An 11,776-nucleotide genomic window follows, 5' to 3' on the forward strand; every position below is an offset into this window, starting at 1 on the left:
AGACGGCAACGGTTGGCTCTTGCAGGAGATTACCGTGCGCTTGTCCGCAGACATCGAAGTGGCCGACATCCGCTTCACCGATGAGGTCGTCAAGGCGATTCATGCTACGACAGTGGGATAGCGATCGCGGCGTTAGAATGGAGGATGCAAGAACGGTTCGACTATGCGCCGACGCTGCGTATCGAGGTCCAATACGCTCGCAAGGGATCATCGTGCGCATCTTCACATCACCTCAGGAGCGTACCTTATGGCGACTTATATCGTCTTCACGAAAGAAAGCACGCAGGATCAGAGTGAGCTCGACATCTATCAAAGCAAGGTGGGCGAGACCTTCAAGGGTCATCCCGTCAAGCTTCTCGCCGCATACGGACCTCAGCAGGTTCTTGAGGGCGACGCGCCAGAGGGCGTCGTAATCGCTGAATTTCCGTCGACGGCGGCCGCGCGTGCGTGGTACGACAGCCCGGCCTATCAGGAGGTCGTGCAGCACCGGTTCAAGGGCGCGCGTTACCGCGCCGTCCTCGTCGAAGGCGTGTGACGGAAGGCGGCAACGATCGGGCGCGCGGAGTGTTTCCTTATTTTTTGCCTTGATTGGATTCAATTTGCTGGCGCAGGCGCTCTTCGTTTTCCTGAAGCTCGGGCGTGAACGCCTCGCCAAAGTCCGCGGCCTCGAAGAACGGGCGAATTTCGATTTCCGACTCGCTTGGCATCGGGTTCGGGCAGCGACGTACCCATTCGATCGCTTCGTCCATTGATTGCACCTGCCAGATCCAGTAGCCCGCGATCAGCTCCTTGGTTTCGGCAAACGGGCCGTCGACGACGGTCCGGTCCTTGCCGGAAAATCTCACGCGCACGCCCTTCGAACTCGGTTTGAGTCCGTCGCCGCCGAGCATGATCCCGGCCTTGACCAGTTCTTCGTTATATCGGCCCATCGCCGCGATGAGTTCCGTGCTGGGCATTTGACCTGCTTCGGATTCGGCGGTCGCTTTGACCATGACCATGACGCGCATTTCGTTTCTCCTGTCCAAACGATGAGTCCCGGTTTATGTCGGAAGGCATTCGGCGCCTTCAACACTACGACGAACGAGTGCGCGCAAAATCGACAGATGGCGTCGAAAGTTTTCCGTTTCAGCGGAGATCGGGCTGTATGACTCCTCAGCGCTCAACCACCTTGAACACCCGATTCTTGTCGAGCGTGGCTGGATCGAGCGTCTTCTCGCCGCCTTCCGCGGGCAGAGCGGGGCTGGCGTCTTCCAGTGCGCGCCCGGTATAGCGGCCGCGTGGCCGTATGACTTTGCCCACCCGGAGCTGCTCGATGCAATGCGCGAGCAAACCCACGCTTCGGGCCGTTGCGAACAGCGCGAACGACGCATCGCGTGGCAATTTCAGCTGCGCCGCCAAGGCGGCCAGCGCAATGTCGATATTCGGCTTGAGGCCGGTCAGCTCGACCACCTTGTTGATGAACGACGTGAGTTCTTGCGGCGGATTCAACACCTCGAGCAACGCGGCGGCCCGCGCATCACCGTCCGGATAGAGATGATGCCCGAACCCCGGAATGGGAGTGGCCGACTGCAAATGATGGACGACGACGTGCTCCGCACCCAGTCTTCCTACGTCGTCGAACACGGCCCTCACGCGTCCTGACGCATCGCCATGCAGCGGACCGGAGAGAGTCGCGAGCCCCGTGAGCAGGCATCCCGGCAGGGATGCGCCGGTGGAGGCGGTAATTCTGGCGGCAAACGCCGAACTCGTCGTCTCGTGGTCGGCCACGAGGACCATGGCGCGACGGATGAGTTCGGCGCCGTCGCGGTCCTGGCCCCAACCGAGGGCGAGCCGTTCATGCGTCGTTGGTGCATTCGCATCACAGCGCGCACCGAACGCTTGCGCGATGAGCGCCACGAGCCGGCCGGCCTCGACATGCAATGCGCTGTCGGTGCGTCCGAGAGTCGAGTGCCCGCAGGCCGCGAGTGCCGCCAGCGAAGTGAACGCGCATTGCCGGCCGCGCTCGCCGCCCTGCAGCGGCAGGCCGCCGGTTTCGAAGGAGACGGGCGCGCGCGCATTCCAGAGAATGGCCGCCACGTCTTCGAGCGTCGCCGTGTCCGAAAGCCGGATGCTATCCCGCCCCCGGTAATACGCTCGACCTTTTGAGAAGGTGGTGATGCCGCTGTAAATGCAAGGCTCGGCGCCGAATATGGTCCCGGCGGCGAGCGCCTCGCGTTTGCGTCCAACCTGTTTTTTGCGGCACAGGCCGGCCACGTCTTCCGCACGATAGAGGCTCTTGCGCGGGTCATGCGGGTCCGGCATGACCGCGATGTTGCCTCGACTGACGTACGCATAGATAGTCTGCGCTTGCACTCCGAGTTGTCGAGCCGCTTCAGTCAGAGTGATCCAGTTTCGCATGGGATGGCAGGCAAGGTGAGGCGGTGGAACGGGCAGCAGAGCCCTTGCGATGCGGATCGCGCCGTGCAGGCGAGCGCAACCGGTCGAGCGTCAATATTGACGTTTTTTCAGGTAAAAGTCATCTCGGCGGGGCGTCGCTCCAGGATCTCGACGAGAATGTCTCCCGGCGATCGCACGAAGCAGGCTCTGACGCCGGGGCGGACCTGCTTGATCGGCTCGACGATTTCCGCGTCGCAGCGCAACAGATGCTCGAACGCGGCATCGAGATCGTCCACGATCACGCCGAAATGATCGATGCCCTGTTTCCGCTCGCTGTGAGGGCGAGCGATCTGGGCGCTAGCCAGTGATGTGATGAAGAGGTTGATGCTGCCGATGCGCAAATCCACTCGCCCCGGGCGGCGCACGATTTCAGCGTTCAGGCAGCGCGCAAACCACGCGGCGGTGGCTTCGGCGTCGGCCGAGCACAGTTGCAGATGATCCCACTTGAATTCAATCATACGATTTCACCGGATAGTCAAAAGCGTCACAGTTCGATGCGGGAAAGCTTCCCCAGCAACACCGAGTAGGAGAGCGTGCCGAGCAGGCATATCGCGCCCATCAGGTTGAGGGCCCAATAGAAGTGGCCGGTGTGCTGGGTGATGTAGCCGATCATGAGCGGCGTGGTGACGGCCGCGATGTTGGCCGCCAGGCTGGTGATGCTGCTGGTCAGTCCCACGTACTGGCGAGGCGCGATTTCGGAAACGGCAGCCCACGACATCGAGCCGACACCCTGCGCGAAGAACGCGATAGTCAGGATGGCGATCACCAATTCGTTCGACTCGACGAAATTGACGAACACAATCGACGCGCCCAACAAGGTGCCGATGATGAGCGGCGCCTTGCGCGCAGTGGACAGCGACACTCCGCGGCGGATGAAGAAGTCCGAGAGGAAGCCGGCCACGAGAATGCCGAGCGTCGCGCCGATAAAAGGAAGCGCCTGGAAGATCCCGACTTTGATCATCGACATGTGACGCGCTTCGATCAGATAGGTCATGAACCACGTGGTGAAGAAGACCAGCAGGGTGTTGTTGCAGAACTTCCCGAGGCAAATGGCGAGAACTTGCCGATAGCTGAGCAGTTTGAGCGCCATGCGCCAATCGAACTTCTCGCGGGGCTTGCGCGCCGCCGTGGCGCCTTCATTGATGTATTTCAGTTCGGCCGCATTCACGCGCGAGTGTTGAAGCGGGTCGCGATAAACCCGGTACCAGAGAAGACTGAACAGAATGCCGAAGCCGCCCGTGACGTAAAAGACCGTACGCCAACCGTACGCGGCGGAGATCCACAGCAACAAGCCGGTAAACAAGGGCGTCCCAATGTATTGCCCCATGACATAGACGCTGGTTGCGAAGCCACGCTCCCCGGCGGGAAACCACAACGTCACGGCGCGCGCGTTCGAAGGGAAAGCCGGCGCCTCCAGCGCGCCGATTGCGAGCCGCGATCCGAGCAGCATGTGATAGCCGGTCGCGAGACCTTGCGTCAGCGTGGCGAATGACCAGCCGACGAGAGACAGGGCATAGGCAAGGCGCGAGCCGAGAATGTCGGTCAGCACGCCGCCGGGCACGAGCGCAATGGAATAGGCCAGGCCGAATGCCGCAAACAGCTCTCCCATCTGCATCTTGTTGAGCGCCAGGCCCTTCGAGAGGCCCGGTGCAACGATGCCCAGCGCCGACCGGTCCACGTAATTGAGGATGGTCGCCACGAGCAACATCGAGAGCACGACGTACCGGACCCTGGAGCGTTTGGCGGTATCCGCATAAGCCGCATTTCGCGCCGGCAATGTTTGTTCCTCTACGACTTTCATCGGTGTCTCCCTAGCATTGGCCGGTTGTTCTTTTTATGTTTGGCGTAAGGCCGATCTATCCGCGGCCGACGAACGGCATGGCGGTCGCCATGATGGTCATGTTAAGAACATTGGCTTCGAGCGGAAGACTGGCCATATGCACGACCGCATTCGCGACGTGCGTCACATCCATTCTTGCTTCGGGCGCCATGCGTCCGTCCGCTTGCAGTACGCCGCGGTTCATGCGTTCCGTGAGCGGTGTGGCTGCGTTGCCGATATCGATCTGGCCGCAGGCGATGTTGAATGCACGTCCGTCCAGCGCGATCGATTTGGTGATGCCGGTCACGGCATGTTTTGTTGCCGTATAGGCGATGGTATTCGGCCTCGGCGAGTGAGCGGAGATCGATCCGTTGTTGATGATTCGTCCGCCTTGAGGAGACTGCGCTTTCATCAAGCGATAAGCGGCACGAGCGCACAGAAAGACGCCGGTCAGATTGGTGGCCACGACATCGTTCCAGAAATCGGTCTCGTAGTCTTCCAACGGGACGGCACCCGCGTTGCGGCCTGCGTTGTTGAAGAGCACGTCGAGCCGGCCGAATGCCTCGGCAATGTGCGAAAACGCCTGCTCGACCGATGCTGCGTCGGCAACGTCGGCTTGGAATACCTGCGCTTCTCCGCCGGCAATGCCGATTGTCTCCTTCGTTTCCAGCAGCGGCTCGGCTCTGCGTCCGATCAGCGCGACGGCGAATCCCGCGTTGGCAAGCGCCACGGCGGCGGCGCGGCCGATGCCGGAGCCGGCGCCGGTCACGGCGGCAAATTTCTTCGATGCAGGCATTTCACTTCCTCTCGACAGTTCAGTTGAACACGGGAAGGAGATTTGCATTCGCGCCATGCGTCGAGCAATCTTGATTCACTGAATCAACATCTGGGCGCCTTGCCGATGGGGCGCGCACCAGGGTTTTCCTGATGCGCGCGTTGCCCGCAGCGCGACGGATCAGGCATGGAAGAAAGCGAATCGCAACGCGCGAGATGCGCCGGGACGAATAAAGGGGGCGATCGTTGCCGATGCGGTTGCCGATGAGTTGATTCATCCAATCAACATTGACGGTCCGGTCCGCGGTTTCGTAGTCTCTCGACGTCTGTCTACTCCAAGGAAAAACCATGCCGGAAAATAACCGCACCAGGCTGTTGATTGCGCGAAAGGTTCCCGCAGCCGTGGCGAATCGTGCGGAGGCCGAATTCCATGCCTTCGTGACCGATTCCGATATGGATGCGTGGTCTGTCGTCGACTTTTGCAAGAAACACGAAACGCCGGCTGTGCTGATCGGAAAGAAGTCCGGTTTGCAAGCAGAGCACATTGCCGCGCTGCCTTCGACAGTCAAGATCATTGCGAACGCCAGCGCGGGCTTCGATCACATGGACGTGGCTGCCGCGCGCGAGAGGGGCATCATCGTCACGAACGCACCCGACGCGTTGACCGAATGCACGGCCGATTTTTCCATGCTGCTCGTGCTGGCGGCCTGCCGCCGCGCGTCGGAATACGAACGAATCATGCGCAACGGATGGGGCAAATCATTCGGGATGACCGAGATGCTGGGTGCGCGTGTGAATGGCAAGACGCTCGGCATCGTCGGCTTCGGGCGTATCGGACGCGCGGTCGCGAAGCGTGCGCAGGGTTTCGGCATGCGCGTGATCTATACGGACATCAACCGTGCGGCTGCGTCGCTGGAAAACGGCGCGACGTTTTACACCAGCCTCGAGGAAATGTTGCCGCACTGCCAGGTGCTGACGCTGCACGTGCCGGGTGGCGGCGTCCCGTTGATGACGAAAAAAGAGTTTGGGCTTCTGCCCACCGGCGCGGTTTTTGTCAACGCGGCCCGTGGCGGACTGGTGGACGAAGACGCGCTCTACGAAGCGCTGACTTCGGGGCATCTGTTCGGTGCAGGGTTGGACGTGTACCGGAACGAGCCCAATATCGACAGGCGGTTCGCGGGACTCGACAACGTGTTCCTGACGCCCCATATGGCCAGCGCCACGATCGAGACCCGTGACCAGATGGGTTTCACGGCACTCGACAATGTCGCCGCTGTGCTGGATGAGCGGCCTGCGTTGAATCCGGTCTGACGTCGATGCTTATTCGATGCGCTTACGCGCACCGCAGTGAGACGCGGTGGCGTAAGCGCCAGCTAGAGCGACAGATTAGCCGTCTGCCTGGCACGGCTTACCCGTTGGTGTTGTTCAGTGCTCGCTCGGTCTGATGGCAGGATCGTTTTCCACCACTTCATGGGTCGCGGCCCAGTACGGCTGGCGATTGTAGTAGCTGTACGTCGACTCTCCCCACTTCGCGTCTGCCATCGACGGCCAGTGGTCCTTGTCGAAACCCGGCTCGTCCTTCAGGCGCTGTGCGGAGATGTCGACGACGAAGCACTTCTCGTCCGTATCGAGAGTCAATGCACTCCACGGGATGGCATGTAGGTTAGAGCCCATTCCGAGGAAGCCGCCCTCGGAAAGTACTGCGTAGGCAATGCGTCCGTTCCTGACGTCGAGCATGATGTCTGAAATTTTTCCAACGTGTTCGCCATCAGAGGACATGACCTTGTTCCCGTCGAGCGTCGCTGCGGCCATGATGTCCGGCCCCGGACCCTCGCCCATACCACTGCCGACGATGTCGGCGCCGCGCCGGGTGTCACCTTGCGGGTTGATTGAGCCCATGATTCACCTCCTTCAAAAAAAGGTACTCCAGATGCGCGCAAGCGGTGTTCCCGAGCCGTCGGCCGCAGAATGACCCCAACCTGTCCCTCAAGGCGCGAGCGCAATGGTCGCGCGGCTCGGTTATCAATATTGGCGACGAGCTTCAGGACCGGAGTTTTGGATGCGAAGAGGAGGACGATGCCATCGCGGGCATCCGAAGTGCTACGTGGGGCAGCCGAGCTTCGTAGCCAGGTCGTTCATATCCGCTGCTACGAAGTCCCAGGTCTGTTCGGCATGCAGGTCGCTCCGTTGGCCGGGACCGTGTTCGACTGGCCGCACGACGAAGGCCGTCTTCAAGCCACACTGACGTGCCGCCGCCAGGTCGCCGTTATGAGCTGCAACCATGCAAACTTCCGCAGGCTTCAAACCAAGGATTTCGACGGTGTCGACGTAGACCTGTGGCGACGGCTTGTACGCCCGAACGACTTCAGCTCCGAGAATGGCGTCCCACGGAAGCGCGGCCCGTTTCGCCATATCCATCATCAGCCTGATGTTTCCGTTCGAGAGCGGGGCGATCATGAAGCGGCGCTTGAGTCTCAGCAACCCTTCGACGGAATCAGGCCACGGGTCGAGGCGATGCCAGGCGTGATTCAGTTCATCGAGTTCTTCGGTGGAAATTGAACGGACGTCGACGCCATAGTCGGTCATGACTTTGACCAGGTTTTCCCTGTGCAATACGTCAAGCCGGACGAACTGACGCCGCCCGCTCCGTATCTCCTCCATTGCGGGCGCGTATTGGCGTCGCCACGCGTCCGCAAACTCAAATGCGTCAATCGGCACGGCATGGCGGCTGAGAAACTGACCGGCATCGCGAGCGACACCACTTCTCCAATCGACAACCGTCCCGAAGACGTCGAACAGAAGAGCCTTGATTTCCGAGCTATTCGGCATGTCGTGGACCTTTCGAGCGTTGAGGTGAAACAAGTCTAACCGGATAGACGCGCTCATGAATCGAGGAGCGAACATCGTTCGCCCAGCGTGGGTCCCGTCCGCCGCGACTACTGGTGAATCGCCGACCCTTCGCGACGGGGCCCACCGCCCCGGATCCGATGCGTGGTCTCCTTGAACCCTGAGGCGCAGAGGCATCCCGTATTCTGGAGTAAGCTGACTGTATTAAAGGCGTGACGCAGCGTGCTGCGTCGCGTCAGACCTTGGAGCACGTCATGAAAACGCTGGATGCAACGTCGCGCGCGGGCGGCGCCGTTGCGTTGGCGGTCCTGTCCGCAGCCTTGTCCGGTTGCTACTATTACGTGCCCTATGGCTACGTTCCGTACGGCACTGTGCCGGCGCCGGCCGACCAGCAGCAATATCCGTTCTCGGTGGCCGACGCAGCGGCAACTGGCGCGGTTACGTCGGATGCGATTGCATCGACGAATACCTATGCCGCACCAGCCGTGCCCGTCTTCGTCGCGCCTGCGTATTACCCGGTCGCGTACCCGTATCCGTATCCGTATCCGTACTACGGCTCGCCCGCGTGGTGGGGACCATCGGTGTCACTGAGCTTCGGCTATTGGGGCGGTTGCTGTTATGGAGGCGGCCGATATGGCTACTGGGGCCACCACGGCTACTGGGGGCACGGATATCGAGGCGGTTGGGGCGGTCATGGCAGCTGGGGTGGCCACGGATACCACGGGCAAGGTATGGGCGGCGGCCGCTACTGGGGCGGTGGCGGAGGCCACGGACATTCGCATTGAACGCCAGGAGCGACGCATCCGTGTTCGACACGTCTGCGACAGCTTGAACCGGTGGCTGAACTGGACGCACGTCGCCGGCGCCCGACGGCAGCCGACTAAAGGGAGAACTGCCCAACTGAACGATCGTCTGCTTTGTCGAAGCGGCATGAGTTAATACGCTTGGTAAGCTGACTCGGCCGCGACAGCCCTTTGACTACGAGGTCACGTGGTCGAACAGCGCGCGTGGCACAGCAACTAGATATCAGCTTACGACGGCCGAACTGTGGCCAGCCTCGTGCCGGCGAACGGGTCCCGACTCCAGTCAATGGCAGGACGTAAACGGCTAGCCGAAGTCGACGTTTTTTCAACGGCAAAGTGCGCCAATGACTGCCCAGCACTCGTGGCTTGCTTCAACCACTGCGGCATCTCGCCTTTGCCATCCCAGGTGTCGCCGAAAGCGCTACGGTATCGTGCCGACTTTTGCCGCGCCCTGTCTTCGGCAATTGCCGCCGCGAGGTCACCCACCTTGATACCAACCTTCGTCATCTTGCGACGCAGGTATGCAATCATGCTTTGGCGTTTTTGCTCATCCATGTCGGTTTCCCCTTCGATGTTCCAGCCTCGCATCGGTCTCGTGTCGTCTTGCCTCGCCGACGCGCCCCGCTACCAGACAATTCGGATGTGGCAAGTATCCCGTCGAGGAAATGTGGCGTCGATGTGCGATTTCTGAAAACACTGTTGCAGGCAGAGTGGCAAAACTTTCACGACCCTTGATGACAGGCACCGGTCTTATTTTGCGCAACCACAGTGCTGACATGTCGCGTGCGTCTGGCATCCTAACGACTGCAAGCAGGGATTGCCGCTGAAGCGCTTGCCGCTCTCCAACGAAGCGGTCTCCTTTCTTAATCCGCCACGAAAAGCCGTTTCCGCGTTGTGCGCGGGCATCGGTTTAAACATTCGCTTTCGTTTCGACTTTCTGCGCCCTATAACTTATTTGCAGGGGCGACTATTAGGTGTCGATGGGTCCATGAAATCCATTGACGTTGCCTGTTCGCACGCCTTCTTGCGCCCACAGACCTTCGCTCGGCGCACTGCGCTTCGTATCCTTTTCCCGATTACCCGAAACTTTTGCATCGGGCGATTGGCCCGCGGATTCGAAGATAGCTTCGCATCCGCACATCCTGGATGGATTTAAACCGCGGGACACGCGAATAACGAATCAATGGATGGAAAACTTAAACTGGATTAAGGAGCCAACATGAAATTACGATTGATGGTTGCTTCTGCTTTCGGGTTGCTTGCCATGGTCGGTTTTGCGCATGCGCAAAACACACCCGATGCGGCACAACCTGCACCACAGCAGAACGTCGCGACTCAGACTGATTCTTCGCCCGGTGCGGGGATGGAGGCCTATGGCGGCACGCCTGATACCAGAGTCCAAAGCGGTGCGAAACATGCCAGGCCGTGCAGGGTGGACCCCCAATGCAACGTCTTTTTCGGGGGCAGCTAAAAACTAACTGACGGCGCGCGAGTCACCACCTGACGGTACTGTTTGCTCGCGTCGGGAAAGGGACCGGCGGCCTTGGTCGGGCTGGCCGGGTCCCCTTCATCCTTCAAGGAACGGGCGTGTCCTGGTAGGCGAGATCTTTCTTTGGATGGACGATGCGTCGGCAGGCTTCAGGAGCGAGCCGAATGGACTTTGCAACCCGAGTTTGTATGCTCGGGAATCTTGATCTGAAAGTATTGGCCACGAACTGGCCGCGTCACGACGTCGATCTCGGTTCGGGCCAGGGCCAACCTCTCTTCTCGTTGGGCACCTCTGCTTCCGCGGCCGGCACGGCCATAACCGGAGCCTCGACCGAACCCACCGCATTGGCGGCATCGTGCGACGGTTCAGCCAGAGCATCTTTATTACTATTCGAAAGTCCGGTGCCGAACCACTTTACTTTCTTCTGGACGTAGCCGATATACGCGTTCCAGCCGTCGGGGTTGCCGTCAAAAAGGTTCTGCTGAACGGTTGACGCCAATGCGTCACGGTTCAGTTCTGCCTCGAGCAATTCCGTTGGCCACGGGAAAAACGAGCGGGCGGCGCGTGTGCTGAATTCGGCCACCGTCATTTTCGGCGCCAAGGCCGTAAGGAACGCGAAGTCCCGCAATGAAGCATGTTTCTGCACAAGATGCGCCACCGACGCGTCCGGTTCATTCGTGCCGGACAAACAGTTCAAAGCGGCGAGAATGTCGCCCAGGTGAAGCAGCAGTTCTCGTCGATCAAATCGGTCGTCCATTGCAGTGTGTCGGTTCATTTCGTCCTTGCTTGAAGTGCTTTGTCTCGGCGCGACGTCTTGGTTCGACGCTTCTCAATACATCCGGTTCCAGAAGAAGAAATGCGAACCGAAGTTCGCATTTGTAGACGCAAAAAGTCTCAGAGAGACGAGCAGTCTTACTGAACGGCAGACACCGTCGACACGAACTGCTTGGCTGCCTTGTTGGCCGATTCATAGGTCGCGTTCGCTGCCGAGAGAACCGAGTTCCACGCGGCAACGGCGGATTCGCTTCCTGCCGGCGCGTTCTTCTGGAGGCTCTCGACGAAACCTTGTGCGTCTCGTTGGACCTGTTGGCCATGCGCTGTCGCGGCGGCGGAGATTTCGCTCTGAACGCCGGACACGATTTCATGAACCTGGCGGCCGTATGCGACCACCTTTTCCGCCACCGGCTGCGAGAGGCTTGCTTGCAGTGCGAACAGCGCACCCGGATTGCCGGCCGAGAGGGCTTTGGCGACGATTTCCTGATTTTCGGCGAGCGTCGCTTTGCCAACTTGCAAATTCAACGCGACCAGCTTTTCGAAGCCTTCAAATGCCTTGTTCGTCAGGCCAAAAAGGGTTTCCAGGCTGGACTGCTGGGCGGCAACCAATTGTTGGGGAATAAGAGTGCTCATCACTGCTCCGTAAGGGTAAGGCGGCAAGAGTGCGAGGGGCTCTGAGTGAAAACAAAACCGCGCGCCGAAAGTGTCAAGGCAAATTGCTGCGCTGCAACAAAACCCATTGTACGGGGGAATGCCGGGAAGTCAATCAGTTTCGTCGCGCGATTCTGCGACGTGACTCTTTTGCCTATCCACCCTGCCGCACGCCGGTTCTGC

The 11,776-nt window shown here is 60.1% G+C and carries 15 protein-coding genes; 4 read left to right on the forward strand and 11 right to left on the reverse strand.

Going from position 1 to position 11,776, the window contains the following annotated elements:
• Positions 1 to 247 precede the first annotated feature (247 nt).
• Positions 248 to 535, forward strand: coding sequence for a DUF1330 domain-containing protein (locus P0D80_RS33590; RefSeq protein WP_132378446.1), 288 nt, complete (start codon positions 248 to 250; stop codon positions 533 to 535).
• Between the two features lie 37 nt (positions 536 to 572).
• On the opposite strand, the gene P0D80_RS33595 is transcribed toward P0D80_RS33590, so the two are convergent.
• The 6 genes from P0D80_RS33595 to P0D80_RS33620 all read right to left on the reverse strand — a co-directional run bounded on the left by P0D80_RS33595 (position 573) and on the right by P0D80_RS33620 (position 5,307).
• On the reverse strand, positions 573 to 1,007 hold the full coding sequence (locus tag P0D80_RS33595) for a YciI family protein (protein WP_132378444.1): 435 nt from the start codon (positions 1,005 to 1,007) through the stop codon (positions 573 to 575).
• A 145-nt stretch (positions 1,008 to 1,152) separates the two neighbouring features.
• On the reverse strand, positions 1,153 to 2,397 hold the full coding sequence (locus tag P0D80_RS33600; RefSeq protein ID WP_408290326.1) for a citrate/2-methylcitrate synthase: 1,245 nt from the start codon (positions 2,395 to 2,397) through the stop codon (positions 1,153 to 1,155).
• Between the two features lie 107 nt (positions 2,398 to 2,504).
• Entirely contained in the window at positions 2,505 to 2,894 is a 390-nt protein-coding gene (locus P0D80_RS33605; protein ID WP_408175359.1) for a VOC family protein, read from the reverse strand.
• A gap of 26 nt (positions 2,895 to 2,920) precedes the next feature.
• On the reverse strand, positions 2,921 to 4,237 hold the full coding sequence (locus tag P0D80_RS33610) for an MFS transporter (protein ID WP_408175358.1): 1,317 nt from the start codon (positions 4,235 to 4,237) through the stop codon (positions 2,921 to 2,923).
• Positions 4,238 to 4,292: 55 nt separating this feature from the next.
• On the reverse strand, positions 4,293 to 5,051 hold the full coding sequence (locus tag P0D80_RS33615; protein ID WP_408175357.1) for an SDR family oxidoreductase: 759 nt from the start codon (positions 5,049 to 5,051) through the stop codon (positions 4,293 to 4,295).
• A 19-nt stretch (positions 5,052 to 5,070) separates the two neighbouring features.
• Positions 5,071 to 5,307, reverse strand: a complete 237-nt coding sequence (locus P0D80_RS33620; protein ID WP_408290330.1) for a hypothetical protein — start codon at positions 5,305 to 5,307, stop codon at positions 5,071 to 5,073.
• 70 nt (positions 5,308 to 5,377) lie between these two features.
• Between P0D80_RS33620 and P0D80_RS33625 the strand changes: the two genes are divergently transcribed.
• The gene (locus P0D80_RS33625; RefSeq protein ID WP_408290332.1) at positions 5,378 to 6,340 is read left to right on the forward strand and encodes a 2-hydroxyacid dehydrogenase; all 963 of its coding nucleotides are present in this window, start codon (positions 5,378 to 5,380) and stop codon (positions 6,338 to 6,340) included.
• A gap of 114 nt (positions 6,341 to 6,454) precedes the next feature.
• Here P0D80_RS33625 and P0D80_RS33630 read toward each other — a convergent pair whose 3' ends face one another.
• Together P0D80_RS33630 and P0D80_RS33635 are read right to left on the reverse strand one after the other, a co-directional pair.
• Positions 6,455 to 6,928, reverse strand: a complete 474-nt coding sequence (locus P0D80_RS33630) for a PRC-barrel domain-containing protein (RefSeq protein WP_132378442.1) — start codon at positions 6,926 to 6,928, stop codon at positions 6,455 to 6,457.
• A 201-nt stretch (positions 6,929 to 7,129) separates the two neighbouring features.
• A complete protein-coding gene (locus tag P0D80_RS33635; RefSeq protein WP_408290413.1) occupies positions 7,130 to 7,858 on the reverse strand; it encodes a haloacid dehalogenase type II in 729 nt (242 codons plus the stop codon).
• A 272-nt stretch (positions 7,859 to 8,130) separates the two neighbouring features.
• On the opposite strand from P0D80_RS33635, the gene P0D80_RS33640 reads away from it, so the two are divergent.
• Positions 8,131 to 8,661, forward strand: coding sequence for a hypothetical protein (locus P0D80_RS33640; RefSeq protein ID WP_408290334.1), 531 nt, complete (start codon positions 8,131 to 8,133; stop codon positions 8,659 to 8,661).
• 246 nt (positions 8,662 to 8,907) lie between these two features.
• Here the strand turns inward: P0D80_RS33640 and P0D80_RS33645 are convergent, their stop codons facing one another.
• Entirely contained in the window at positions 8,908 to 9,234 is a 327-nt protein-coding gene (locus tag P0D80_RS33645) for an H-NS family nucleoid-associated regulatory protein (RefSeq protein ID WP_132378436.1), read from the reverse strand.
• 664 nt (positions 9,235 to 9,898) lie between these two features.
• Here P0D80_RS33645 and P0D80_RS33650 point away from each other — a divergent pair.
• Positions 9,899 to 10,150, forward strand: a complete 252-nt coding sequence (locus P0D80_RS33650) for a hypothetical protein (RefSeq protein ID WP_132378434.1) — start codon at positions 9,899 to 9,901, stop codon at positions 10,148 to 10,150.
• Positions 10,151 to 10,403: 253 nt separating this feature from the next.
• Here P0D80_RS33650 and P0D80_RS33655 read toward each other — a convergent pair whose 3' ends face one another.
• Together P0D80_RS33655 and P0D80_RS33660 are read right to left on the reverse strand one after the other, a co-directional pair.
• Positions 10,404 to 10,925 (reverse strand): hypothetical protein, encoded by a 522-nt coding sequence (locus tag P0D80_RS33655; protein WP_408290337.1) that lies wholly within the window; start codon positions 10,923 to 10,925, stop codon positions 10,404 to 10,406.
• A 155-nt stretch (positions 10,926 to 11,080) separates the two neighbouring features.
• Positions 11,081 to 11,575: a phasin family protein gene (locus tag P0D80_RS33660; RefSeq protein WP_132379438.1), complete on the reverse strand. Its 495-nt coding sequence runs from the start codon at positions 11,573 to 11,575 to the stop codon at positions 11,081 to 11,083.
• Positions 11,576 to 11,776: the final 201 nt, after the last annotated feature.

The sequence above is a fragment of the Paraburkholderia sp. RL17-373-BIF-A genome (assembly GCF_046030175.1).
Taxonomy (GTDB): domain Bacteria; phylum Pseudomonadota; class Gammaproteobacteria; order Burkholderiales; family Burkholderiaceae; genus Paraburkholderia.